Source organism: Catenuloplanes indicus (assembly GCF_030813715.1).
Lineage (GTDB): Bacteria > Actinomycetota > Actinomycetes > Mycobacteriales > Micromonosporaceae > Catenuloplanes > Catenuloplanes indicus.
This window is the reverse complement of record NZ_JAUSUZ010000001.1, coordinates 3,607,242-3,631,664: the sequence shown is the minus strand read 5'-3', so window position 1 is coordinate 3,631,664 and position 24,423 is coordinate 3,607,242. Positions and strand designations below refer to the sequence as shown.

At 71.9% G+C, this 24,423-nt stretch carries 21 protein-coding genes; 10 read left to right on the top strand and 11 right to left on the bottom strand.

Annotation, left to right across the window (positions count from 1 at the left end):
• The first annotated feature begins 16 nt into the window (after window positions 1-16).
• Window positions 17-916: an SMP-30/gluconolactonase/LRE family protein gene (locus J2S42_RS16310; RefSeq protein ID WP_307240078.1), complete on the top strand. Its 900-nt coding sequence runs from the start codon at window positions 17-19 to the stop codon at window positions 914-916.
• On the opposite strand, the gene J2S42_RS16305 is transcribed toward J2S42_RS16310, so the two are convergent.
• A complete protein-coding gene (locus J2S42_RS16305; protein ID WP_307240076.1) occupies window positions 894-1,880 on the bottom strand; it encodes a GlxA family transcriptional regulator in 987 nt (328 codons plus the stop codon). The two genes, J2S42_RS16310 and J2S42_RS16305, sit on opposite strands and share 23 nt — an antisense overlap.
• A 72-nt stretch (window positions 1,881-1,952) precedes the next feature.
• Here J2S42_RS16305 and J2S42_RS16300 point away from each other — a divergent pair, with 72 nt between their 5' ends.
• Both J2S42_RS16300 and J2S42_RS16295 read left to right on the top strand, forming a co-directional pair.
• The gene (locus J2S42_RS16300; RefSeq protein ID WP_307240074.1) at window positions 1,953-3,251 is read left to right on the top strand and encodes an MFS transporter; all 1,299 of its coding nucleotides are present in this window, start codon (window positions 1,953-1,955) and stop codon (window positions 3,249-3,251) included.
• A gap of 44 nt (window positions 3,252-3,295) precedes the next feature.
• Window positions 3,296-3,685, top strand: a complete 390-nt coding sequence (locus J2S42_RS16295; protein WP_307240072.1) for a cupin domain-containing protein — start codon at window positions 3,296-3,298, stop codon at window positions 3,683-3,685.
• Between the two features lies 1 nt (window position 3,686).
• Here the strand turns inward: J2S42_RS16295 and J2S42_RS16290 are convergent, their stop codons facing one another.
• The gene (locus tag J2S42_RS16290; protein ID WP_307240070.1) at window positions 3,687-4,223 is read right to left on the bottom strand and encodes a hypothetical protein; all 537 of its coding nucleotides are present in this window, start codon (window positions 4,221-4,223) and stop codon (window positions 3,687-3,689) included.
• Window positions 4,224-4,409: 186 nt separating this feature from the next.
• Window positions 4,410-5,120, bottom strand: a complete 711-nt coding sequence (locus J2S42_RS16285) for a hypothetical protein (RefSeq protein WP_307240069.1) — start codon at window positions 5,118-5,120, stop codon at window positions 4,410-4,412.
• A 189-nt stretch (window positions 5,121-5,309) separates the two neighbouring features.
• Between J2S42_RS16285 and J2S42_RS16280 the strand changes: the two genes are divergently transcribed.
• Window positions 5,310-5,591, top strand: coding sequence for a hypothetical protein (locus J2S42_RS16280; protein WP_307240067.1), 282 nt, complete (start codon window positions 5,310-5,312; stop codon window positions 5,589-5,591).
• 103 nt (window positions 5,592-5,694) lie between these two features.
• On the opposite strand, the gene J2S42_RS16275 is transcribed toward J2S42_RS16280, so the two are convergent.
• From J2S42_RS16275 to J2S42_RS16265, 3 genes are all read right to left on the bottom strand, one after another.
• Entirely contained in the window at window positions 5,695-6,540 is an 846-nt protein-coding gene (locus tag J2S42_RS16275) for a glycosyltransferase family 2 protein (RefSeq protein WP_307240065.1), read from the bottom strand.
• Window positions 6,541-6,634: 94 nt separating this feature from the next.
• On the bottom strand, window positions 6,635-7,792 hold the full coding sequence (locus J2S42_RS16270; RefSeq protein ID WP_307240063.1) for a glycoside hydrolase family 12 protein: 1,158 nt from the start codon (window positions 7,790-7,792) through the stop codon (window positions 6,635-6,637).
• Between the two features lie 293 nt (window positions 7,793-8,085).
• Entirely contained in the window at window positions 8,086-8,847 is a 762-nt protein-coding gene (locus J2S42_RS16265) for an IclR family transcriptional regulator (RefSeq protein WP_307240061.1), read from the bottom strand.
• Window positions 8,848-8,923: 76 nt separating this feature from the next.
• Here J2S42_RS16265 and eda point away from each other — a divergent pair, with 76 nt between their 5' ends.
• From eda to ctaD, 4 genes are all read left to right on the top strand, one after another.
• On the top strand, window positions 8,924-9,562 hold the full coding sequence (gene eda, locus J2S42_RS16260; RefSeq protein WP_307240059.1) for a bifunctional 4-hydroxy-2-oxoglutarate aldolase/2-dehydro-3-deoxy-phosphogluconate aldolase: 639 nt from the start codon (window positions 8,924-8,926) through the stop codon (window positions 9,560-9,562).
• A complete protein-coding gene (locus J2S42_RS16255) occupies window positions 9,556-10,644 on the top strand; it encodes a sugar kinase (protein ID WP_307240057.1) in 1,089 nt (362 codons plus the stop codon). The genes eda and J2S42_RS16255 overlap by 7 nt, the downstream gene beginning before the upstream one ends.
• A gap of 157 nt (window positions 10,645-10,801) precedes the next feature.
• Window positions 10,802-11,923, top strand: a complete 1,122-nt coding sequence (locus J2S42_RS16250) for an FAD-dependent monooxygenase (RefSeq protein WP_307240055.1) — start codon at window positions 10,802-10,804, stop codon at window positions 11,921-11,923.
• 142 nt (window positions 11,924-12,065) lie between these two features.
• Window positions 12,066-13,829, top strand: a complete 1,764-nt coding sequence (ctaD, locus tag J2S42_RS16245; protein WP_307240053.1) for an aa3-type cytochrome oxidase subunit I — start codon at window positions 12,066-12,068, stop codon at window positions 13,827-13,829.
• Between the two features lie 156 nt (window positions 13,830-13,985).
• Here the strand turns inward: ctaD and J2S42_RS16240 are convergent, their stop codons facing one another.
• Window positions 13,986-14,897 carry a LysR family transcriptional regulator gene (locus J2S42_RS16240; RefSeq protein WP_307240051.1) on the bottom strand — a complete coding sequence of 304 codons (912 nt, stop codon included), beginning with the start codon at window positions 14,895-14,897 and terminating at the stop codon, window positions 13,986-13,988.
• Window positions 14,898-14,977: 80 nt separating this feature from the next.
• Here J2S42_RS16240 and J2S42_RS16235 point away from each other — a divergent pair, with 80 nt between their 5' ends.
• Together J2S42_RS16235 and mptB are read left to right on the top strand one after the other, a co-directional pair.
• The gene (locus J2S42_RS16235; protein WP_307240049.1) at window positions 14,978-16,270 is read left to right on the top strand and encodes an aspartate aminotransferase family protein; all 1,293 of its coding nucleotides are present in this window, start codon (window positions 14,978-14,980) and stop codon (window positions 16,268-16,270) included.
• A 128-nt stretch (window positions 16,271-16,398) separates the two neighbouring features.
• Complete coding sequence (gene mptB, locus J2S42_RS16230) at window positions 16,399-17,943, top strand: polyprenol phosphomannose-dependent alpha 1,6 mannosyltransferase MptB (protein WP_307240047.1); 1,545 nt, start codon at window positions 16,399-16,401, stop codon at window positions 17,941-17,943.
• A 461-nt stretch (window positions 17,944-18,404) separates the two neighbouring features.
• Here mptB and J2S42_RS16225 read toward each other — a convergent pair whose 3' ends face one another.
• The 4 genes from J2S42_RS16225 to J2S42_RS16210 form a co-directional block, all read right to left on the bottom strand.
• On the bottom strand, window positions 18,405-19,634 hold the full coding sequence (locus J2S42_RS16225; protein ID WP_307240045.1) for an MFS transporter: 1,230 nt from the start codon (window positions 19,632-19,634) through the stop codon (window positions 18,405-18,407).
• 19 nt (window positions 19,635-19,653) lie between these two features.
• On the bottom strand, window positions 19,654-20,229 hold the full coding sequence (locus J2S42_RS16220) for an isochorismatase family protein (RefSeq protein ID WP_307240042.1): 576 nt from the start codon (window positions 20,227-20,229) through the stop codon (window positions 19,654-19,656).
• Between the two features lie 158 nt (window positions 20,230-20,387).
• A complete protein-coding gene (locus tag J2S42_RS16215) occupies window positions 20,388-21,671 on the bottom strand; it encodes a nicotinate phosphoribosyltransferase (RefSeq protein ID WP_307240040.1) in 1,284 nt (427 codons plus the stop codon).
• 51 nt (window positions 21,672-21,722) lie between these two features.
• On the bottom strand, window positions 21,723-24,398 hold the full coding sequence (locus J2S42_RS16210) for a helix-turn-helix transcriptional regulator (RefSeq protein ID WP_307240039.1): 2,676 nt from the start codon (window positions 24,396-24,398) through the stop codon (window positions 21,723-21,725).
• Window positions 24,399-24,423: the final 25 nt, after the last annotated feature.

Here is a 24,423-nt window from a genome sequence, read left to right as displayed (position 1 = left end):
GGTTTAGCCTGTCGGGATGACCGAGCTGGTGAACGCGCGCTTCGAGGTGCTGGACGAGCGGTTCAGGGAGATCCGTGGTGATCGGTGGATGCAGCGGCTGCACACCGGCTGCCGCTGGACCGAGGGGCCGGCGTACTTCCCGGCCGGCCGCTACCTGGTGTTCAGCGACATCCCGAACGACCGGATCCTGCGGTACGACGAGACGACCGGCGTGGTGGGCGTGTTCCGCGAACCGGCCGGGTACGCCAACGGCCACCTCATGGACCGGGCCGGCCGCCTGGTCAGCTGCGAGCACGGCAACCGCCGCGTCACCCGGACCGAGCACGACGGCAGCCGTACCGTGATCGCGGACCGGTTCGGCGGCGCGCGCCTGAACAGCCCGAACGACCTGGTGGAGCACTCCGGCGGCGCGATCTGGTTCACCGACCCGAGCTACGGCATCGACAGCGACTACGAGGGGCACCGGGCGGAGAGCGAGATCGGCGCCTGCAACGTCTACCGCGCCGATCCGGCCACCGGAGAGGTGCGGCTGGTCGCGGGCGACTTCGACCGGCCGAACGGGCTGGCGTTCTCCGCCGACGAGTCGCTGCTCTACATCGTGGACACCGCGCGGCGGCACATCCGCCGGTTCGAGGTCACCGACCAGGGCACGCTGACCGGCGGCGTGGTCTTCGGCGTCTGCGACACCGGCAGCTTCGACGGGCTGCGCCTGGACGAGGCCGGCCGGGTCTGGGCCGCGGCCTCGGACGGCGTGCACTGCTTCGACCCGGACGGCACCCTGATCGGCAAGCTGCACGTGCCGGAGACCGTCTCCAACCTCACGTTCGGCGGCCCGAAGCGCAACCACCTCTACCTCACGGCGACCACGTCGCTCTACGGCATCCGCCTCACGGTCAGTGGCGCGCGACCGCGCTGAACGACCGCCGGTACGCGCTCGGCGCCACCCCGATCGCGGTGTGCAGGTGCTGGCGCAGTGACGCCGCGGTGCCGAGGCCACAGCGCCGGGCGATCTGGTCCACGTTCAGCGACGTGCTCTCCAGCAGCTGGCGGGCCAGGTCCAGGCGGCGTTGCAGCAGCCAGCGGTTCGGGCTGACGCCGGTCTCGGCGCGGAAGCGGCGGGTGAACGTGCGCACGCTCATCCGCGCGTGCCCGGCCAGCTCCGATAGCGACAGCGGCGCGTCCAGCCGCTCCAGCGCCCACGCCCGGGTCGCGGCCGTGTCGGCGCCGGCCGGTGAGGCCGGGACCGGCCGCTCGATGAACTGCGCCTGGCCGCCCTCCCGCCAGGACGGCACCACGCAGCGGCGGGCGGCCCGGTTCGCCACCTCGCTGCCGTGGTCGGTGCGGATGATGTGCAGGCACAGGTCGATCCCGGCGGCGACACCGGCCGAGGTGAGCACGGAGCCGTCGTCGACGAACAGCACGTCCGGGTTCAGCCGGGCGCGGGGGTAGAGCCGCCGGAACGTGTCCACCCACCACCAGTGCGTGGTGGCCGGGCGGCCGTCGAGCAGGCCGGCCGCGGCGAGCACCATCGACGCGGTGCAGATGGACACGATCCGGGCGCCGCGCGCGTGCGCGGCCCGCAGCGCGGCGACGACCGCGCGGTCCAGCGTGCCGTCCTCGACCGGTGGCCCGGAGTCGACGCCCGGCACCACGACCGTGTCCGCCTCGGCCAGCAGTTCCAGGGTGGCGCCGTCCTCCGGCGCGATCGTGATGCCGGCGCCGGTCGGGACCGCGCGGCCGTCCGGCGTGCACACACGGGTGCGATAGAGCCGGTGACCGGCCGCGTCGCGCGCGGACCGGAACAGCTGCACGGCCGTACCGAGGTCGAACGGCACCACACCGGGCAGCGCGAGCACGGCGACGACGTGGCGATCGGTCATGGCCCAATTCTTGCGCACGATGGCCTGCGGGCCACTGGCTCGAACGGTCATCTGTGAAGAGACTCGTTTCTCGTGCGCTCTCCTCGAATTCACCCCGCCTGGTTCGTCGCGGCCGTCGCGTTCGTGGCGCTGGTCGGCGCGGCCGGTTTCCGCGCCACGCCCGGCGTGATGCTGCATCCGCTGCACGCCGAGTTCGGCTGGCCGCTCGCCGTGATCTCCGCGGCCGTCAGCGTCAACCTGCTGCTCTACGGCCTGACCGCGCCGTTCGCGGCCGCGCTGATGGACCGGTTCGGCATCCGCCGGGTCGCCGCGGTCGCGCTGCTGCTGGTCGCGGCCGGCAGCGGGCTCACCGTGTTCATGACCGAGAGCTGGCAGCTGCTGCTCTGCTGGGGCGTGCTGGTCGGCCTCGGCAGCGGCTCGATGGCGCTGTCCTTCGTGGCGACCGTGACCGGGCGCTGGTTCGTGCGGCGACGCGGCCTGGTCACCGGCGTGCTGACCGCGGGCGGCGCGGCCGGGCAACTGATCTTCCTGCCACTCCTGGCCGTGCTGGTCCGGGACAGCGGCTGGCGGACCGCGTCGCTCACCGTCACCGTGGCCGCGCTGCTGGTCGTGCCGCTGATCTGGTTCTTCCTCCGGGATCACCCGCGCGACCTGGGCACCACCGCCTACGGCGGCGAGATCGACGAGCAGAGACCCCAGGGCAACGCGGCGGTACGGGCGGTGCGCGCGTTCGGCGCCGCCTCGCGTACCCGTGCGTTCTGGTTGCTGGCCGGTGGCTTCGCGATCTGCGGCGCGACCACGAACGGGCTGGTCGGCACGCACTTCATCCCGGCCGCGCACGACCACGGCATGGCGGAGACCACCGCCGCGGGCCTGCTCGCGCTGATCGGCGTCTTCGACATCGTCGGCACGATCGCGTCCGGCTGGCTGACCGACCGGTTCGACAGCCGGATCCTGCTCGGCGCCTACTACGCGCTGCGCGGCCTGTCCCTGCTGGTGCTGCCCACGCTGTTCGCGGCGGACAGCGGCCCGAGCATGCTGGTCTTCATCCTGTTCTACGGCCTGGACTGGGTGGCGACCGTGCCGCCGACCGTGGCGCTGTGCCGCACCTACTTCGGCGCGGACGGCGCGGTCGTGTTCGGCTGGGTCTTCGCGTCGCACCAGGTCGGTGCCGCGATCGCGGCGACCGGGGCCGGCCTGGTCCGGGACCGGCTCGGCGAGTACGACCTGGCCTGGTACGTCGCGGGCGCGCTCGCGCTCGGCGCGGCCGGGCTGTCCCTGCTGCTCTTCCGGGCCCGCCGCCACGACCGGGTGACGCCGCCGGCCGACGGGCTCGCGCAGCCGGGCCGATGGGCGTTGAAGACCACGTAGAAAGACCCGAGTGGCGAGGCGACGGCGGGGGTAGAACTGACAGCATGGAGCACTACACGATCGCCACCGTCGCGGAGCAGTACTCGGATTTCCGTCGCGTCCTCTGGACCGGCAAGCACACCCAGGTCGTGATCATGACGATCCCGGCCGGCGGCGAGATCGGTGAGGAGGTCCACGAGGTGGACCAGATCCTCACCTTCGTCAGCGGTGTCGGCCAGGCCAAGGTCAGCGGCCAGACGCGCAAGGTCAGCCAGGGCGACATGGTCATCGTCCCGGCCGGCGCGAAGCACAACTTCACCAACGAGGGGCCGAACCCGCTCGTGCTCTACACGGTCTACGGCCCGCCGGAGCACGCGGACGGCGCGGTGCACGCCACCAAGGAGGAGGCGGACGCGCTGGAGGAGGCCGGTAAGGACGAGCCGCCGTCGAACTGAGCTAGCTGACGATGTCGGTGTCGCCGGTGACCGCGCACTGCATGAGCGCGGCATTGGCGGCCAACTCCCGGGACGCCACGGAAGCGAGGTCCAGCTCCCGTTCGGCACCGCCGACGTGTAGCGCGCCGTACATGGCGATGGCCACGTCGGCGGTGCCGCCCGCGTTCAGGTGGGTCAGCAGCAGGTCGCTGACGTACTGATCGGTGATCGACGCCGGGCCCGGGTGCCGGTAGGCGATCAGCCGCCGCCACAGGTTGCCGGTCTCGCCGACGAACGTGCGGTGCCCGCAGATCGCGTCGACCCAGGTGAAGCGGTACAGACCGGGCCGGTCCGGCAGCACCGGGAAGGCGAGCCGCCCCAGGCCGTCCACTGTGATCTTCCCGGCGTGCCGCCAGTTCAGCACGATGCGCAGATCCACGGTCCCGCCCTTGGGCCTCGGCGTGTCGTATCCCCGGTAGCCGGCACCGAGGCTCGGCCGCTCCACGGTGGCCGCGCCGGCTGCGAGCAGCTCGGCCAGCGGGTCGGTGTGGTTGGGCATCGAAGCGTCTCCCCTTGTCCCCGGGAGCCGGCCGGTGGGCCGCCTCGCCGGACAGGTCCTGCCGGTCGGTGGTAACGGTGCCCGATGGTGCCGGACGGCCGCGCAAGGCTAATTCTGCTCGCGTTCGCCGCGCCCGGACTCCGCTGAGCGGTTCACATGCCCACCGGCTCGGTGAGCAACCATCGGCTATGCGGCCGACGGTTCCGACCTTCGGCCACCCCCGGTGTCGAACATTCGCCTTAACTCGTTCCGGCCTCGTTCGACCGCCTCGCGTAGCCGTTCGGCCGATGTCCCCGGCGGGGCGGTGGCGGGAATCCGCAGCTCAACGCCGATCAGGTCGCGGCGGAGCCAGTCGCGGACCGTCTCCTGATCACGGAGCGTGTCGTCGTGATCGACAACGTTCCACGGATCGGACAGGTACGGCGTGTTGTCGCGGCCGAGCGCGGCCAGCAGGCCGGCCCGGCGGGTCAGGCAGGCCGGGCAGTGCCCGCAGTGCGCGGTGGACGGGCAGGGGGCGCGCGTGCAGCTGATGGTCCGGGTGAGCACCGGTGCCGGCAGACCGGCCCGCAATCCGCGGCGGACGACCTCACCCGCGGTGACCAGCAGGTAGGGGTTGACCGTGCCGTCCGGCGGCGGGTCCATACCCGGTGGCAGCGTGAGCGCGCGCAGCACGTGTGCGGGCGCCGTGCCGCCGTCGTAGATGCCGTGGTGCAGCCGGACCGGCCTGGTCGCCGTCGACTCGACCGCGGCGAACAACTCCCGGATGCGCCGCGCGTGACCGTCCGCGGCCTCGCCCGGCCCGATCAGGATCAGCGGGTACGGACTGGCGCGCGCCCGCTCGGCTGCGTGGACGACCGAGTCGGGGTCGCCGGTGAATGGCACGATCTCCTCAGCCACCAGCACCTCCCACAGTCCGCCGCCGACCATAGTAAATACTCGCAGTCATTGGCTAGTGTCGCTCAGTCGCGGGAAGCTGAACAGCATGGGAATTGCGCGAGAATCCAATCCCAATGCGTCCGATACGGGACACGTGCGAATCGGCATTTTATGTTGTCAATGCCGCTTCGCGCACTCGAAAATGCTTCGGTGACGACCGATCCACCCCCGCGCCCCTCGATCAACCAGGCGTCCCGCCGATACCGCGGCGGCCCCGGGCGCAACGTCACCCCGGGCCCGCGCCCGTCGCCGACGCCGGCCCCACCGGCCGCCGACGCGTCCGCCGCGCCCACCGCGGCGCCGGAACCGTGCCCGGACCGTTGTCGGCACGACCGTCGCCTCAGACTCCTGCACCGCCTGCGGTATGCGGCGGTCACGGTCGCGTTGATGATCGCCACCGGGGCCACGGTCGCGCTGATCTGCATGCATTGACCCGGGACCGGTGATGTCCGTGGCTGGTCCGAGTGCGTCAGCCGGGCTCGATCCCGGCGGCTCGTGCCCGGCCAGGCCGCGCCCGGCGTTCACGCCCGGCGGCTCACGCCCTCCCGGGTTCCGGCGTCGCCGTGAGCGTACGGACCGCGGCCTCGACGTGCTTCGGCAGCGCCCGGCGGTGCCGGAGCACCCAGGGCAGCAGCCGCGCCGCGTCGGCCAAGCCGGCCCGTGTGGCGCCGCCGGTCCGCCAGGCCGACCGGGCGGCCGTGGCCGCGATCGGCAGCGGGCGGCGCAGCCACGAGGTGAGCAGGTCGTTGCGGGCCTGGCGACGTCGCCGGCCCTCGACGTCCCGACCGGCGGGGAGCGGCAGGTGCCGGACCGTCAGCGCCGGTACGTAGGCCAGCCCCCAGCCCGCCGCCGCGAGGTCCATGGCGAGCAGCGCCTCCTCGCCGTACACGTGCAGCGTGGGGTTGAAACCGCCGGCGGCGAGGAACGCATCCCGCCGGACCACCGCCGCACACGCCAGGAAACCGAGGACCGCGGGGCCGGGCAGGTCGGTGGGCGTGCCGAGCGGCGCCGCCTCCATCGCGGCGGAGATCGGATCGCTACGGCCGTCCGCCCCGACCAGCACCTGGCCGGTGAGCAGCGCCGCGCGCGGGTGCGCGTCCAGCAGCGCGGCGGCCTTGCCGAGCGCGCCGGCCTCCCAGTACGAGTCGTCGTCCGCGAACGCCACATATCTGGTCTCGGCCAGTTCCGCGCCGGCGTTGCGCCCGGCCGCGCCGAGGTTCACGACGGACCGCACCACGTGCACGTGCGGCAGCGCCTCCGACACCGCGTCCGCCGTGCCGTCCTCGGACGCGTTGTCCACCAGGATCACCGGCGCCTCGTGCCGCGGGAGATAGCGAAGCAGCTGCTCGCGCCGGTTCCGGCTGGCCACGACAACGGTCACGTCATCCACCGCACCCGACTACCCGAAAAATGTCCGGATATGCGAGGAGGGGCCGGTGCGGGCCGGCCCCTCCTCTGTGGGAACTGCGCGGGGGTCAGGCGACCGCGCAGGCTGTGCCGTTCAGGGTGAACGCGCCCGGCTCCGCGAACGCGCCCGTCGAGCTCGCCTGGAACCCGAACGTCGCGCTGCCTCCAGCGGCGATCACGCCGTTCCACGCGATGTTCTTCGCGGAGACAGTCTGCCCGTTCTGGGTAACGGTGGCATTCCAAGAATTTCCGATTCGCTGGCCGGACGGAAGCGTGAATCCGAGGTCCCAGCCGTTGATCGCGGTGCTGCCGGTGTTCCGTACCGTCACGTTCGCGGTGAAGCCGCTGTTCCAGGCGTTCGTGTCATAGGTGATCGTGCATCCACCGGCCGGGCCGGGCGGCGGCGAGGTGGTGGCCGGCGGCGTCGGGGACGACGTGGTCGGCGGCACCGTTGTCGGATTCGTGGCGGGACCGTTGACCGCGGCCGAGAACGAGTTGACCGCCAGGCCCGCGCCGCCGATCCACGGCTCGAAACCGGCCTGGATGCTGGTCAGGTACCACGAGTTGGTGATCGCGCCGCGATTGCGGATGTCGTTGATGAAGTCCAGCACGCTGAAGTTCCAGGACGTGATCGCGGACGGCGCCAGGTATGAGATGACGTTGTTCGACCCGTTGCTGCCCTGCCAGACCTCCCAGGTCCGGCCGCCGACCGTGGCCGTGCCGACCGGCGAGCCGATCGGCTGGATGTTCCCCTGCCGGTTGAACCAGATCATGATCTCCATCTGGTTGACGCCGTCCCGCTTCGGCGACGGGTCGAGCCAGATGTCGTACGACGCGTTGTACGTGGCACCGTTCACGAACGAGTAGTTGATCGAGCTGGTCGCGTTGGTGATCGCGCTGACCTGGATCGGCAGGTTCGTGCCCGGCGAGCAGTTCGTGTAGTGACAGCCGAGGAAGACCGACGGGTACGACACCGGTGCGCCGCTGGTGTTGCCGACGCCCTGCTGCCGGGTGATCGAGAAGCCGCTGTCGGTCACGTTGATGCACTGCTCGGCCGTGGTGCCCCAGCGGTTGTTCTGTACCACGTACCGGTTCTGGATCGTGGTCGAGCCGTACTGCTGGCAGATCTCGGTGGCGGCGTTGGCGGCGCTGTTCACCACGAACGCGGTGGCGGTGCCCGCCAGCAGCAGCGCGGCCGCCGCGATGGCGCGGATCGGTCGTTTCATGGGTAGAGTCCTCACGAAGGTGTCCGTGGAGCCGGATGGTGGGGTCCGTTCACGCCCCCGGTTTCGAGCGGCCGCCGACATGCCGGCCGTTGAAACGGTGCAGCGCCTGCTGAACCGGCACGGGCGGGCTGCGCTACCTGGCTCAGGTTGGGCGACCTGCACCGGGAGCGCTCCCAAGGGGCGTTAACAGATTTACACGCCCGAAAACGCCAGGCAACCCGCAGGCGCCTTTTCTTCTTCTTAAGTCGAGACCCCGCCGCCGGCTTGACGCCCGGCGCCGCACGGCTCGTGCGTCAGGACAGCAGCGCCCGGGCGGCGCGCACCCCGGCCAGCCCGCGGCGCAGCGCGTCCAGCACCCGCTCCTCGGTGGACGCGGTGACCCGCGCGGCCGGGATGGAGATGCTGATCGCGTCCGTGGCGGGCATCCGCAGCGGCACCGTCATGGCGAAACAGACGATCCCGTCCGTGTTCTCCTGCCGGTCCATGGACCAGCCCCGCGCCGCGATCGCGTCCAGCTCCGCGCGCAGCGCGCCCGGATCGGTGATCGTGTGCGCGGTCAGTGCCGGCAACGGCCCGGGGAGCAGCGCGTCGACGTCCTCGGCCGGCAGCCCGGCGAGCAGCGCCTTGCCGAGCGCGGTCGCGTGCGCGGGCAGGTGCCGGCCGATCGCGCTGTAGAGCCGCAGCGGGTGGATGGACTCGCGCTTGGCCATGTAGACCACGTTCGGCCCGTCCAGTCGGCCCAGGTGCACGGTCTCGCCCAGCTCCTCGGACAGCCGGTCCAGCACGGTGGCGAGCATGCCGACCGCGTCGTCCGCCTCGATGTAGGCCGCACCCACCTGGAGCGCGCGCATGCCCAGGCCGAAGCGGGTGCCGGTCGGGTCGGTCGCCACCCAGCCGCGCCGGGCCATGGTGCGCAGGATGCCGTGCAGCGAGCTCTTCGGGATGTCCAGGTCGCGGGCCAGCTCGACCAGTGACCGGCCGGGGTGCGCGGCGAGCCGCTCCAGGATCTCCAGCGTCCGGTCCGCGGACTTCACCGGCTGCCACTCGTCTGTCACGGTGCTTCCCTCCTGCACGCGGCCCATTGTCCCCAGCCTTGACAGGCGGCGCGGTTCGAGGGCTATGGTCACATATGTGACTGACGTTCGCCATCTTGAACAGACGATCGAGGCCGGCCGCATCCTGCCGGTGGTCGTGCTCCCCGACGCGGCCGCCGCCGACGGGCTCGCCGGCGCGCTGCTCGCGGGCGGCCTGCGCAGCGTCGAGGTGACGTTCCGCACCGACGCCGCGCCCGACGCGATCCGGGCCATGGCCCGGCGCGACGAGCTGCTGGTCGGCGCCGGGACCGTGACCCGCGTCGAGCAGGTGGACCAGGCCGTGGCGGCCGGCGCGAGGTTCGTGGTCAGCCCCGGCTTCTCCGTCCGGGTGGTGGAGCGCTGCCAGGCCCTGGGCGTGCCGGTCTTCCCGGGGGTCGCCACCGGCACCGAGATCCAGATGGCGCTGGACGCGGGCCTGACCACGGTCAAGTTCTTCCCGGCCGAGCAGCTCGGCGGCGCCCCGATGATCAAGGCACTCTCCGCGCCGTACGCGAATGTCCGGTTCATCCCGACCGGCGGCGTGACCACCAGGAACCTCGCCGACTACCTCGGCCTGAAGTCCGTGCTCGCGGTCGGCGGCACCTGGATGGTCGCCCCCGATCTGCTCGCCGCCGAGGACTGGGCCGAGGTCACCGCCCGCACCGCCGCCGCGCTCAAGGAGGCAGCCACATGCTGACGATCAGGGCGAACGCCGCGTTCGACGCGGTGAGCCTCGGCGAGATCATGCTCCGTCTCGACCCGGGCGAGGGCCGGATCAAGACGGCTCGCTCGTTCCGCGCCTGGGAGGGCGGCGGGGAGTACAACGTGGCCCGCGGCCTGCGCCGGGCGTTCGGCAAGCGCACCGCCGTGGTCACCGCGTTCGCGGACAACGAGGTCGGCCGGCTGCTTGAGGACCTGGTGCTGCAGGGCGGTGTGGACACGTCCTTCGTGCACTGGGTCAAGTACGACGGCATCGGCCGGACCGTGCGCAACGGACTGAACTTCACCGAGCGCGGCTTCGGCGTGCGCGGTGCGGTCGGCGTCTCCGACCGGGGCCTCACCGCGGCGTCCCAGCTCGCACCGTCCGACGTGGACTGGGAGCACCTGTTCGGCACGCTCGGCGTGCGCTGGCTGCACACCGGTGGCATCTACGCCGCGCTCTCCGAGACCACGCCGGACGTGATCGAGGCCGCGATGGAGGCCGCGCACCGGCACGGCACGATCGTCTCCTACGACCTGAACTACCGGCCCAGCCTCTGGCAGGCGATCGGCGGCAAGAACCGCGCGCAGGAGGTCAACCGCCGCCTGGCCCGGTACGTGGACGTGATGATCGGCAATGAGGAGGACTTCACCGCGTCGCTCGGCTTCGAGGTGCACGGCGTCTCGGAGAACCTCGACAACCTGGAGACCGCCGCGTTCCGCGCGATGATCGAGGCCGCGGTCAAGGACTACCCGAACTTCCAGGTCGTCGCGACCACGCTGCGCACGGTGAAGACCGCCACGGTCAACGACTGGGGCGCGATCGCCTGGCAGGACGGCACGTTCGCCGAGGCCACGCACCGCCCCGGGCTGGAGATCATGGACCGGGTCGGCGGCGGTGACAGCTTCGCCTCCGGCCTCATCTACGGGCTGCTCGAGGGCTTCGGTATCGAGCAGGCGGTGGAGTACGGTGCCGCGCACGGCGCACTGGCCATGACCACGCCCGGCGACACCTCGATGGCGTCGCTGCGTGAGGTCGAGGCGCTGGTCGGCGGCAAGGGCGCGCGGGTCCAGCGATAGAACTTCCACGTCGGGTGGCCTCGTGTTGAGCTGCGCAAATATGCGAACCCGTGGTCACCCGACGGCAGGACCGGTCATCCGCCTCTACCATGGTGCCGTTCGCGGCGAGTAATCTCTTGGCTTCAACGCGTGCCCACCCCTCGGAGGCGTCGCTCACATGGCCGGTACCACCCTGCGGATCCTGATCGTCGGCGCCGGCATCGCCGGTCTGGGCGTCGCTCGGGCCTTGCGTATGGCCGGTCTCCGGCCGGACGTCGTCGATCGGGAACCGCCCTCGGCCGGGCCCGGCGCCGCGATATTCCTTCCCGGCAACGCCATCCGCGCGCTGGCCGGTCTCGGCCTCACCGGCCCGTTGCGCCCGCTCGGCGCGGTCATCCGGCGTCAGTCCATCTGCGACGCCGCCGGTGAGCCGCTCTGCGAACTCGATCTCGGCGAGCTGTGGGACGGCGTCGGTGAGTCGCGTGCGCTGCCCCGCGCCGACCTCCAGCGGGTGCTGGTCTCGGCGGTCGGCGGAGTCGTTCGTCACAACACCGCGGTCACGAACCTGGAGCTGGACGAGGGCGGCCCGGTCAAGGTGGACTTCGCGGACGGCGCCCGCACGGAGTACGACCTGGTCATCGGCGCCGACGGCCGCCGCTCCACGGTTCGCGCGCTGGCCGGCCTCGGCGGTGCCGCACGCCGCACCGGGCAGTTCGTCTACCGCAGCGTGGTGTACGGCGGCCCGCCGGTCATGGACTGGACCGGCCTGCTCGGCGCGCACTCCAGCTTCGTGGTGATGCCGATGGGCGACCGCCGGCTGTACTGCTACGCCCACGAGACCGTCCCGGAGGACGCCACGCTGCCGGCCGACGGGCTCGACCGGGTTCGCGACGTCTTCGGCGGCTACGGCGGGCCGGTCCCCGCGGTGCTCGACGCGCTGGAGAAGGTGCAGCTCGCCGCGCCCGAGGAGGTCGAGGTGGCCGGCTGGTCCCGCGGCCGGGTGCTACTGGTCGGCGACGCCGCGCACTCCACCTCGCCCACGCTCGCCCAGGGCGCCGCGATGGCGCTGGAGGACGCGATCGTGCTGGCCGAGGTGCTGCGCACGCACGCCGGTGACCTGCCGGCCGCGCTCGCCGCGTACGAGAAGCGCCGCCGCCCGCGGACCCGCTGGGTGCTGGACCGCACCCGCGACCGGGACCGCACCGGCGACGTCGCGCCCGACACGCGCGACCCATTGCTGCGCAAGCGTGGCGACCGCATCTTCCGCGACTACTACGCTCCCCTGCGCGATCCAGCGTAGACCAAGCACACGGCGTCAACGGCGCGTTTGGTCACCCCGTGCCTACAGGGGCATCCCGAAGGATTATTCTGCCCCAGAGGTACGTCTGCAGATCAACTGTGCGTCGTGCCCACGTGGTGAGCTCGAAGACCGGAGGCTGCTCGTGACCACCGTCGCACCGAAGCCGATCGTCACCCGGCCCTGGCCGGTGCATAAACCCGTCAAGGGATCGGCGTTCGCGCGCGTCCTGCGCACGACGGACGCGAAGCAGATCGGGATCATGTACATGATCACGTCCTTCGTGTTCTTCCTGCTCGGCGGTCTGATGGCGCTGCTGATCCGCGCCGAGCTCGCCGCGCCGGGGCTGCAGTTCCTGTCGCCCGAGCAGTACAACCAGATGTTCACGATGCACGGCACGATCATGCTGCTGTTCTTCGCGACGCCGATCGTGTTCGCGTTCGGCAACTACATCGTCCCGATCCAGATCGGCGCGCCGGACGTCTCGTTCCCGCGGCTGAACTCGTTCGCGTACTGGCTGTACCTGTTCGGCGGCTCGATCACCATGGGCGGGTTCTTCACGCCCGGTGGCGCCGCTGACTTCGGCTGGTTCGCCTACACGCCGCTGTCCGACGGCATCCACAGCCCGGGCGTCGGCGCGAACATGTGGGTCGTCGGCCTGGCTCTGTCCGGCCTCGGCACCATCCTCGGCGCGGTCAACCTGATCACGACGATCCTGACGCTCCGCGCGCCCGGCATGACCATGTTCCGCATGCCGATCTTCACGTGGAACATGCTGGTCACCAGCCTGCTCGTGGTGATGGTCTTCCCGTTCCTGGCCGCCGCGCTGTTCGCGCTGGCCGCGGACCGCATCCTCGGCGCCCAGGTCTTCAACCCGGAGACCGGCGGGCCGATGCTCTGGCAGCACCTCTTCTGGTTCTTCGGCCACCCCGAGGTGTACATCATCGCGCTGCCGTTCTTCGGCATCATCTCGGAGATCATCCCGGTCTTCAGCCGCAAGCCGATCTTCGGTTACAAGGGCCTCGTCGCCGCCACGCTGCTGATCGCCGCGCTGTCGATGTCCGTGTGGGCGCACCACATGTTCGCCACCGGCCAGGTGCTGCTGCCCTTCTTCAGCTTCCTGAGCTTCCTGATCGCGGTCCCGACCGGCATGAAGTTCTTCAACTGGATCGGCACCATGTGGCGGGGCCAGATCAGCTTCGAGACCCCGATGCTGTTCTCCATCGGCTTCCTCACGACGTTCCTGTTCGGCGGCCTGTCCGGCGTGCTGCTCGCCAGCCCGCCGATCGACTTCCACGTCTCCGACTCGTACTTCGTGATCGCCCACTTCCACTACGTGCTCTTCGGCACCATCGTGTTCGCCGTCTACGGCGGCATCTACTTCTGGTTCCCGAAGATGTTCGGCCGGATGCTGGACGAGCGCCTCGGCAAGCTGCACTTCTGGCTGACCTTCGTCGGCTTCCACACCACGTTCCTGGTGCAGCACTGGCTCGGCAACGAGGGCATGCCCCGCCGCTACGCCGACTACCAGGTCAACGACGGCTGGACCGAGCTCAACATGATCTCGACGGTCGGCGCGTTCATCACCGGCCTCTCCACGCTGCCGTTCCTCTACAACTGCTGGAAGTCCTACAAGGCCGGCAAGGTGGTCACGGTGGACGACCCGTGGGGCCACGGCAACAGCCTCGAGTGGGCCACGTCCAGCCCGCCGCCGCTGCGCAACTTCGACCGCATGCCGCGCATCCGCTCCGAGCGGCCGGCCTTCGACGCGAAGTTCCCTGAGCTGGCCGCCGGGCACCAGTCCGTGGCCGGCCCGCCGGAGGGTGGCGCCAAGCCGCTCAGCGCGGAGTCCGACGGCGGCGCGTCGTACCAGGAGAACAAGGACCACACCCTGGACTCGGACAAGTAGCCGCACAGCGTCTTCCGGCCCCCACTCGCGTACCGCGCGGGTGGGGGCTTTCTCTTTCCCGCTTCCGGCGGCTCATTGTCCGCATGCTCCCGCGGGCACCGGTCGTCGCCGGCGCTCCTCCCTGTCTGTTCCGGCGTGGTCGACGGCGGCAGGGGTTCATCCCGGATGGCCGGGCTCGGCACGGGCGGTGGTCCGTAGCTGGTTGACGGCGTGCGAGACGATCGCGGCACGGCGCGGGTCCCGGCGGGCGTGCACGACGATGCGGCGGGAGACGGAAGGGTTCCGCAGCGGGCGTACGGCCACGTCGGTAGCGGGTCCGGCGACGGCCAGCCGCGGCAGGACGGTGACGCCGAGACCGGCCGCGACCAGGCGCAGTGCGGCGCGGTGATCGTCCAGCCGGGCCGCGTAGCGGGGCGTGAAACCAGCGGTCCGGCAGGCGCTCAGCACGATCTGGCCGATCGGGCTGTCGTAGATGTCGTGGTCGATCCACGGCTCGGCCTCCAGGTCCCGCAGCGTGACCGCACCGGCGGCGGCCAGCGGATGACCGGCCGGGAGCACCACGACCAGCTCCTCGACCGCCAGCTCGTGCCGGTCGTACCCGTCCAGCCGGATCTGCACGCCGTCCGCCGGCTCGGTGCGGATGTCCAGGTCCGGCGCGCGGCGCCCGCGGCCCGGCATCGGCTCGTTGAGGCTGATCTCAACGGTGAGGCCGGGCCGGTGCCGGTGCACCGCGCGCACCACGTCCGGCATCCAGCTCTCGGCGACCGACGCCATGCACGCGATCGCCAGCCGCTCGGTCCGGCCGTCCCGGAGGTCCGCGACCGCGCGCTCCAGCCGCCCGAAGTCGTCGAGCAGCGCGGCCGCGTGGTCGGCGAGCCGGCGGGCCGCGTCCGTGGCCACGATGCCGCGGCCCTGCTTCTCGAACAGGACCAGGCCGGTCTCCCGGGCCAGCGCGGTCATGTGCTGGCTGATCGTGGCGGGGGAGTAGGTCAGGTTGCGCGCCGCCGCGTTGATCGACCCGGCCTCCAGGACCGCGCGCAGCACCACCAGACGATGCGGGTTGAGCATCAGGGAACCATACGTCCGTACCGAACGTTCAGCGGTTTTCATGTGCTTGTGGCAGCGGTTGTGGTCATCGAAACTGAGGAATGACGACCTTCTGGGCCGACGCCGACCGGCTGCTGATCCGCTACGGCGCGACGTTCACGCCGCGAATCATCGAGCGCGCCGCGGGCGCCTACGTCTTCGACAGCGAGGGCCGGGCGATTCTCGACTTCACGTCCGGGCAGATGAGCGCGATTCTCGGGCACGCGCACCCGGACGTGGTGGCCACCGTCTCCGCCGCGGTCGCGTCGCTGGACCACCTGTACAGCGGTATGCTCAGCCGCCCGGTCGTCGACCTCGCGGCCCGCCTGCTCGGCACGCTCCCGGCCGGGCTGGACCGGATGATGCTGCTCAGCACGGGCGCGGAGGCGAACGAGGCCGCGCTCAAGATGGCCAAGCTCGCCACCGGCCGGTACGAGATCGTCTCCTTCGACCGCTCCTGGCACGGCATGACGCACGGCGCCGCGTCCGCGACGTTCTCCGCCGGGCGCCGCGGCTACGGTCCGGCCGCGCCCGGCAACCTGGTGCTGCCGACGCCGAACGCGTACCGCTCGCCGTTCCGCGACCCGGACGGCGGCTACGACTGGGCGGCCGAGCTGGATTACGGGTTCGCGCTGGTCGACCAGCAGTCCGCCGGCAGTCTGGCGGCCTGCCTGGTCGAGCCGATCCTGTCGTCCGGCGGGATCATCGAGCTGCCGCCCGGCTACCTGCGGCGGCTGCGCGAGCTGTGCGACGCGCGCGGCATGCTGCTGATCCTGGACGAGGCGCAGACCGGCATCGGGCGGACCGGCACGATGTACGCGTTCGAGCGGGACGGCGTGGTGCCGGACCTGCTGACGCTCTCCAAGACGCTCGGCGCCGGTCTGCCGGTGGCCGCGGTGATCGCCCGAGACGAGGTCGAGGCGGTCTGCCGGGAGCGCGGCTTCCTCTTCTACACCACGCACGTCTCCGACCCGCTCGCCGCCTCGGTGGCGCTGACCGTGCTGGACGTGGTGGAACGCGACGGCCTGGTGGCCCGCGCGGCGGAGCTAGGCGGCGTGCTGACCACGCGGTTGCGAGCGCTTCGGGACGCGTACGAGGTGGTCGGCGACGTGCGCGGCCGTGGGCTGCTGCAGGGCATCGAGCTGGTCACGGACAAGCTGAGCAAGGAGCCGGCCGACGCGCTGGGCGCGGCCGTCACGTCCGCGTGCCTGGAGCGGGGCCTGCACATGAACATCGTCCAGCTGCCCGGTATGGGAGGCATCTTCCGGATCGCTCCGCCGCTGACCATCACCGACAGCGAGCTGCACGCCGGGCTGGACATCCTGGAGGACGCAATTCGCGCCTGCGCTGCGTGACCGCCTATAACTTTCGGCCGATGTAGCGGCGCTCGCTTACCCTCCCCTGGACGGAGGTTTGCCCACGCGGGATCTGGCAACCTCTGGTCTAGGACTACACTGCGTGTATACACGGAGGGTGTAACGCTATGAGCAGCCAAAACGCGATCCCGCAGAGGTCGCTGCCCGATGCGCCAACGCGGGTCACGCAGGCGGCCACGGCCACGGTCGGCCTGCTGGCGGTGACCGGCTCGGCGGCGACCGCGACGCTCGCGGTCGTCACGGCCGGTGTTCTCCGGCCGTCGGCGATCACGATAGCGGCTGGGCTGGTCGCCATGGGGGCGGTGGTCGGCGCCTGGCTCCTCGCCGGGCGCCACGCCGCACACCTGCCGCCGCGCGTGCTGTCCGCGGTGGCCGCCGCCTGGGCCGCGCCGCTGCTGCTCGCGCGCCCGCTGTTCAGCGGCGACGTGTGGAGCTACCTGGCGCAGGGCGCGACCGCCGCGCTCGGGCTGGATCCGTACCGGCTGGGCCCCGCCTCGGCGCTCGGCGCCGACTCCGTGTTCACCGCGCAGGTGAGCCACTACTGGGCGGACACGCCCGCGCCGTACGGTCCGGCTTGGATGCTGCTGTCCCGCGGCGTGGCGCTGCTGACCGGCGAGAACCTGGAGGCCGGCGTGCTCGCGTACCGGTCGGTCGCGCTGGCCGGCGTGGTGCTGATCGCGTGGGCGCTGCCGCGGCTCGCGGTGCGCGCCGGCGCGTCCCCTGGTGTCGCGGTCTGGCTCGGCCTGCTCAACCCGCTGGTGCTCTGGCACCTGGTGGCCGGCGTGCACAACGACGCGCTGATGCTCGGCCTGATGCTGGCCGGCCTGGAGGTGGCGCTGGCCGCGGTCGACCGGCTGCACGCGGGCGGCGAGTCCGAGCGCCTGGTCACCCCCCTGCGCCTCGCGGCCGGTGTGCTGCTGCTGACGCTCGCGGCCGACATCAAGTTCGTGGCCGGCGCCGCGTTCTGCGTCCTGCTGGTGGCGATCGCGCACCGCGTTCGCCGGCCCGTCCCGCTGATGGCCGGCGTGGTGATCGGCGCGCTCCTGATCACCGGCGTGCTGTCCGCGGCCGCCGGCGTCGGCTGGATCACCGCCCCGCTGGGCTCACTTTCCGTCTACAGCTGGATGGCACCCACCACCGCCACCGGCCTGCTCATCGGCGCCATCGCCGGCTCCGGCGTCACCCCGACCGCGGTCACCGTGGCCAACATGGCCGGGCTGGCCGTCTGTTTCCCCGTGGTGATCAGCCTGCTGGTCGCCATGTTCCGCGGCCGTCTGGAGCCGATCCGCGGCCTCGGCCTGATCTTCACGGCCGCGTTGCTCTGCGGCGCCGTCGTCCAGCCATGGTACGTGCTGTGGGCGGTCCTCCCGCTCGCCGCCGCGGCCCGTACCCGCCGTAGCCGCCTTCGGGTGGCCGGGACCAGTGCGCTGATCGCGGTGGCGCTACCTCCGCTCACCGGAGACGTGGCCGCGATGATCGGTGGCTATGTCATCGCGGCCGTGGTCCTCGGCACCGCCGGGCTGTTGATCCGCTACCGCCTGACGCGGCCGGCCACCACCGCGCCGACACCGGTCCGCGCGAAGAACCCGGTGCCGGTCCAGCCGGCCGCGCCGGAGCGAGAGCGCGTCGCCGCCTCCATGCCACGCGGCTGATGCGGCGCGGCGACCGTCGGGCGCGGGTCCGGCCGGGCGGGCGGCACCGCAGACCTGCGGCCGGGGACCCGACGGCGTTCGCCAGCGCCGCCGAGCTGCGGTGATGCTCCCCACCCGGGATCGATGTTGTCCGAACGTGCCGCACGCAGGCACGGATCGTGACTCGTGCCTGACGCATGAATGACGAGATACCCGGCTTCCGGCCTGGGGCTTCCTGCTTCCGGCCTGCGGCCTGCGGCTTCCGGCCTGCGGTTCCCGGCTCGTGGCTTGTTGCCCGCGGCTTGCAGCTTGCGGCCTCCGGGTTGCGGCTTGCGGTATTGCGGCGGTCGGCACTGGCACCAGTACATGACGCTGCGCATGATCGTCCGGTTTGCCGCGTTGAAGTCCGAAGCCGAGCGCGACAGTCGCCGACATGACCGATGCCGCCGCGCCGGGCGGTGCCCGGTGAGCCGGGCGTGCGGCTACGCCTTGGTGGCCAGTGAGGCCGGGGCGGTCTCCGCGTGTTCGACCGGCAGAGCGGGGTCGGTGCGGGTGCGCCGGACCACCGGGAGCGCGGCCAGCGCGATCAGCAGGCCCGCGAAGCCGACCGCGGCGAAGCCCCAGCCGCCGCCGAACGCGTCGATCACCGCGCCGGTCAGCGGGGCGCCGATCGCCATGCCGACGGTCAGAGACGAGCCGTGCAGGCCGAGCGCCTCGCCGCGGACGGAGGCCGGGGCGATCGCGCTGACCTGTTCGGTGGTGGCGGTGAGCGTGGGGGCGCAGAGCGCACCGGCCGGGATCAGCGCGAGCGCCAGCAGCCACCAGTTGCCACCGGCCAGGCCGACCGGGACGGTGAGCGCGCTGAGCCCGGCGAGCAGCGCGACCGCGCCCAGGGGACGGGGGAGCGTGCCGTAGACGAAGCCGCCGGCCAGCGACGCGGCGGCCCAGACGCCGAGCACCAGGCCGGTCCAGGCGACCTCGCCGCCGTCGCGGAGCACGGCCACGGTCGCCACGTCCGTGCCGGCCAGCACGAGCGTGGAGGCGGCCGCGATCGCATAGGCCATCAGCATCGGCGGACGCAGCCACGCGCGGCGCGGTACCGCGGGTGCGTCCGAGGCCGGGGCCTCGTGCGCAGCCCGGACCGGCGGGTTCAGCAGCCCTAGCAGCACGGCGGAGACGGCCAGGCCGGCACCGATCGCGATCATGGCGGCGGTCGGTGAGACCGTGGTGGCGAGCAGCACCGCGCCGGCCGGCCCGGCCATGTAGGAGAGCTCGACCGTCATTGCGTCCAGCGAGAACGCCTGCCGCCGCTGCTCCTCCGGCACCATCGCGGTCAGCGCCTGCCGGACGATCGAGAACGCGGGCAGCGTGAGCAGACCACCGAGCGCCGCGGCGGCCAGCAGCCAGGCGAACGTCAGCCGCGGTGACAACAGCCAGAACGCGCTGCCGGCCACGCCGGTCAGCACGATGACCGGCCGCATCCCGACGCGATCGGCCCAGCGGCCGAGCCACGGCGCACCGACCGCGCTGCCCACGGTCATCGCGGCGCCGACCAGGCCGGCCGCCGCGTACCCCCGGCCCTGCTCGTCGACCACGTGCAGGGTCAGCGCCATCGAGGTAGCGGTGATCGGGATCCGGGCGAGAAAACCGATCAGCAGCAGCGCGACCACGCCGCGCACCCGCAACACACTGCCGTACGCCCGGAGACCCATGCGGCCATGCTCGCGCCTGTTACGCGGGGATTACCACTGGTTTTCCGTTCAGCGTGACGGACGCCTCGGTGAGCTGAGCCAGCGCGCTCTCCGTGGTTGCGGGTGCTACGCCCGCGGTCAGCCCGAGCAGCACGGTCGTGTCGAAGCCGGCCGCGGCCGCGTCCAGCGCCGTGGCTCGCACGCAGTGATCGGTGGCGATGCCGACCACGTCCACCGCGGTCACGTCCCGCTCACGCAGCCAGTCGGCGAGCGTGGCCCCGTCCGGCGTGGCCCCCTCGAACCCGGAGTACGCCGCCGCTCGCTGCCCCTTGTGGAACACCGCCTCGACGCGCGAGGTGTCCAGCGCCGGATGGAACTCCGAGCCGTCCGTGCCGACCACGCAGTGAACCGGCCACGAGTCGACGAAGTCCGGCTGCGCGGAGAAGTGCGCCCCCGGGTCGATGTGATAGTCCTTCGTCGCCACCACGTGATCCCACCCGCCACCGGCCAGCGCCTCGGAGATGGCCGCGGCCACCCCGGCGCCACCGTTCACGGCGAGCGAGCCGCCCTCGCAGAAGTCGTTCTGCACGTCGACGATGATCAGAGCACGGGACATGACACACCTTTTCGTGAAATGGGTTTTGGCCGGCCGCCCACCTGGCGTGCAGGGAGGAGCGCCAGCGACGACCGGTGCCCGCGGGAGCATGCGGGAAGTGGCCACGCCGGGAGCGGGAAGAAGGGCCTCATGGTTTTGATCTTCAGGATCGGGTGGGGTCAGGTGGCCGAGACCATGACGACCGGGATCGCGGGGTCGCCGGCGGAGAGCTTGAGGCCCTCCCAGGGGATGGAGATCAGGCACTGCCGGAGGTGCTCGCGCGCGTCGGTCAGCGACGGTACGTCCAGGAACTCGCCGTTCGCCACGTAGGAGTGCTGGAGCAGGCGGTCGTTGGGCAGGTGGTCCGGAACGCCCTGGGAGACGACGATCTCCTCGGTGGCGGTGCCGGTGGGCTTGTGGCGGCGGACCGCGGTCTTGCGGCCACCGACCGTGCGCTTGTTCTCCGAGCGTTTGACGACCGGGCGGCCCTCGACCTCGACCAGCTTGTAGACCAGGCCGGCGGTGGGTGCGCCGGAGCCGGTGACGACGGAGGTGCCGGCGCCGTAGATGTCGACCGGCTCGGCCGCGAGCGCGGCGATCGCGTACTCGTCCAGGTCGCCGGAGACGACGATCTTGGTTTCCGTGGCGCCGAGCGAGTCGAGCAGTTCGCGGGACTGCTGAGCGAGCACGGACAGGTCGCCGGAGTCGATCCGGACCGCGCGCAGCTCGGTGCCGGCGGCCTGGATCGCGTTGCGGATGCCCTGACTGATGTCGTACGTGTCGACCAGCAGCGTGGTGCCGGTGCCGAGCGCCTTGACCTGCGACGCGAACGCCGCCGGCTCGTCGTCGTGCAGCAGCGTGAACGCGTGTGCGGAGGTGCCCGCGGTCGGCACGCCGTAGCGCAGCCCGGCCGCGAGGTTGGAGGTGGCGGTGAAGCCGGCCAGGTACGCCGCGCGGGCCGCCGCGGTGGCCGCCTCCTCGTGCGTGCGCCGCGAGCCCATCTCGATCACGCTCCGGCCGCGGGCCGCGGTGACCATGCGGGTGGCCGCGGCCGCGATCGCGCAGTCGTGGTTGAGCACGGACAGGATCAGCGTCTCCAGCACCACGCACTCGGCGAACGTGCCGGCCACGGTCAGGATCGGCGAGCCGGGGAAGAAGAGCTCACCCTCCGCGTACCCGTCGATGTCGCCCTTGAACTCGTAGGCCGCGAGCCACGAGGCGGTTGCCTCGTCGACCACGTTCGTCCGGCGGAGGAACGCGATCTCCTCCGGGTCGAAGCGGAAGTTCTTGATCATCTCGATCAGGCGGGTGGTGCCGGCGACCACGCCGTAGCGCCGGCCGGTCGGTAACCGCCTCGCGAAGACCTCGAACACGCACTGACGATCGGCGGTGCCGTCGCTCAGGGCCGCGCTGATCATCGTCAGCTCGTAGTGATCGGTCAGCAGCGAGGTGGTATCAGTCACGTCGTTCAGCGTATGCCAAACGACCCCGGTTAGCGCTGTGAGGAGTCTAACTCATTCTGAGATTGATTGAAGCGCGACCGATAGTTCCGCGCGGCCGGTGACGCCGAGCTTCACGTAGACGCGCTGCAGGTGGTTATCCACCGTGCGGGCGGAGAGGAACAGCTGCTCCGCGATCTCCTTGCTCGGCGTGCCCATCGCGGCCAGCTCCGCGACCTGCCGTTCGCGCTCGGTCAGCCGCACCCGGTCGACGCGCAGCGCGGGCGTGTCGATCAGCTGGCAGCGCTGCTTCAGCTCGGCCAGCCTCGTGTTGATCAACTGGGTCTGCGGCGAGCGCTGGTCGCGCAGTAGCCGTGCCGCGGTCGCGGTTGCCTCCGCGGCGTAGAGCAGGAAGTCCTGCCGGACGAACTGGTCCGCGACCCAGAGCAGTTCTGCCTCGGACTCGCCGGCCGCGGCCTTCGCGTGCCGGGAGAACAGCGACGGCATCGGGCCGCCGACCTGCCGGGCCAGCTCCGCGAGCCGTTCCGCGACCGAGACGCTGATGACCTCCGGCGCTGTGGCCATGGCGCCTTGCGGCACGGATAGCGGCAGCGCCGGGAAGCCGAGCCGGACCAGGTCGTGCAGCGCGTACAGTTCGTGACCGGCCATCCGGTCGTCGCGCAGCCGCCCGGCCAGCCGGCGCAGCGTGTCCACCGCACCGGCCAGGTCGCCGGCGGACGCGAGCGTCCAGGCCCGGGCCTGCTCCCGCCACGGGTAGAGCACGATCATGTTGGTGCCGTGGGTGCGGTCGGAGTCCGCCATCGCCTCTGCCGCGAGCGTCGCCTCGCCGCGCAGTGCGGCGGCCATCGCGCGTTCCGCGTGCGCCAGCCCCGCGAAGACCCGGCTGGCCGCCAGCATCGCGCAGGCCTGGAGACTGTGCCGCAGTGCGTCACCGGTCTGGCCGCGCAGCCGGGCCGCCTGGGCGCGGAGCACCGAGACGTACCCCGAGCCGAGCCGGAACTCACCCGCGTCGGCCAGGTCGGCGAACTCGTCCGCCACGATCTCGTCGATGCTGCGCAGGTCGCCGCCGAGGATCAGCCGGGTGCCGCGGCCGAGCTCCATCGCTACCTTGATGTACGGCATCTCGGTCTGCCAGGACGCCAGGTCCGCGACCACCCGGGACGCGGCCCGGTCGCTGTCCGCCAGCTCGCCGCGCGCGGCCCGCAGGTGGGTGAGCATGCTGTAGACCAGCGCGCGGCTGATCCCGTCGGTGGCCGGGCGGTCCAGCACGGCACGGCCGATGTTCAGCGCGTCCTCGTGCGCCATCTGGTGGAAGCGCATCATCGCCTCGAACGCGCGCAGCCGGGAGCGGTGGTTGGCGTCCTTCAGCCCGCCGACCGCCTCGGACACCTCCGTGATCGTCTTCTCCCGGCTCAGTCCCCAGAAGCAGATCAGCGCGTGGGCCGAGTACCACCGGGTCTTCCGCTCGTCGGTGTCCGCCTCGTCCCGGACCGACTCGATCACGTGCAGCGCGTCCTCCGGCTGGTCGGCGAACATCAGCAGCGTGGCCAGCAGTTCCGCGGCCGGGAAGCCGCCGCCCGCGTCCACCGCGGCCTTGGACAGGCGCAGCGCGAGCGGTACGTCGAACCGGCTGTACGCCTGCATGCCGGCGCCGAGCAGCAGCGCCGGGTCCTTCGCGCTGCCGGAGTCCAGCCGCCACACCGCGACCCGGAGCAGGTCGTCGCGGCGGCGGGCGCCGACGCCCTCGACCGCGTCCGCGAGCTGCGCGGTGAGCCGGCGGCTGCGGCTGACCGGGCAGCGCCGGCGGACCACCTCGCCGTACAGCGGATGGGCCAGTCGTACGTTGTGCCGCCGGTCGTCGGACGTGACCCGGATCAGGCCGCGCTCCTCGGCCACCTCCACCTCGGCGGGCCGCACTATCCTCGTCAGCAGGTCCAGGCCGAGCGGCTCGCCGAGCGCGACCAGTTCCACCGCGGTCCGCACGTCCGGGCTGAGCCGGCCGATCCGGGTGTCGATCAGGTCGGTCAGGTCCGGTGCCAGCTCCAGCTTGCCGGTCCACCGCCACACGCCGAAGTGCTCCGTCATCTCGTCGCCGGCCTGCGCCGCGATCACCAGCTCGCGCAGGAACAGCGCGTTGCCCAGGCACATCCGCCACAGCCGCTCCGCGGACGCGGACTCGATCTCGCCGCCGAGCATCTCGCCCAGCATGTGCGTGGTGTCCGCGATGGTCAGCGGCGACAGTTCCGCGTGGTCCACCAGGTCGTCCGTCCACAGTGCGCGGATCGGCAGCGGAACCGGCTCCCCGCTGCGCAGCGTGCCCAGCACGGTGGCGTGGCCGGAGCGTGCGATCAGGTAGACCAGCGCCGCCGAGGTGGGATCGAGCAGGTGCGCGTCATCGATCGCGAGCACGATCCGGCGGCCGACCGCGCGCTCGACCAGCGAGTCCATCGCCCAGCGGAGCAGCCCGGCCGGGGACAGCCCGACCGGCTGGTCGGCGGGGAGCACCTGGGCCAGGCCGCCGAACGGCAGGCCCGCGGTGGCGATGTTGGCCGACGCGTACCAGGTGGCGTAACCGTCGCGCGGAAGGACGTCGACCCCCTCGCGGAGAAGTCGACTCTTGCCAATACCGGCACTACCGCTGAAAATGAGGCCGCGTTCGCTTCCGCTGGTGGCGGCGGCGACGAGGCGCTGCAACTCCTGGGTCCGGCCGACGAAGCTCCACGGACGCACCCGAGCAGCATATAGATCGGGCACG

Coding starts and splice junctions, on each gene's coding strand:
- J2S42_RS16310 (WP_307240078.1), top strand. CDS start 17: ATGACCGAGCTGGTGAACGCGCGCTTCGAGGTGCTGGACGAGCGGTTC.
- J2S42_RS16305 (WP_307240076.1), bottom strand. CDS start 1,880: ATGACCGATCGCCACGTCGTCGCCGTGCTCGCGCTGCCCGGTGTGGTG.
- J2S42_RS16295 (WP_307240072.1), top strand. CDS start 3,296: ATGGAGCACTACACGATCGCCACCGTCGCGGAGCAGTACTCGGATTTC.
- J2S42_RS16290 (WP_307240070.1), bottom strand. CDS start 4,223: ATGCCCAACCACACCGACCCGCTGGCCGAGCTGCTCGCAGCCGGCGCG.
- J2S42_RS16270 (WP_307240063.1), bottom strand. CDS start 7,792: ATGAAACGACCGATCCGCGCCATCGCGGCGGCCGCGCTGCTGCTGGCG.
- J2S42_RS16255 (WP_307240057.1), top strand. CDS start 9,556: ATGCTGACGATCAGGGCGAACGCCGCGTTCGACGCGGTGAGCCTCGGC.
- J2S42_RS16250 (WP_307240055.1), top strand. CDS start 10,802: ATGGCCGGTACCACCCTGCGGATCCTGATCGTCGGCGCCGGCATCGCC.
- J2S42_RS16240 (WP_307240051.1), bottom strand. CDS start 14,897: ATGCTCAACCCGCATCGTCTGGTGGTGCTGCGCGCGGTCCTGGAGGCC.
- J2S42_RS16235 (WP_307240049.1), top strand. CDS start 14,978: ATGACGACCTTCTGGGCCGACGCCGACCGGCTGCTGATCCGCTACGGC.
- mptB (WP_307240047.1), top strand. CDS start 16,399: ATGAGCAGCCAAAACGCGATCCCGCAGAGGTCGCTGCCCGATGCGCCA.
- J2S42_RS16225 (WP_307240045.1), bottom strand. CDS start 19,634: ATGGGTCTCCGGGCGTACGGCAGTGTGTTGCGGGTGCGCGGCGTGGTC.
- J2S42_RS16220 (WP_307240042.1), bottom strand. CDS start 20,229: ATGTCCCGTGCTCTGATCATCGTCGACGTGCAGAACGACTTCTGCGAG.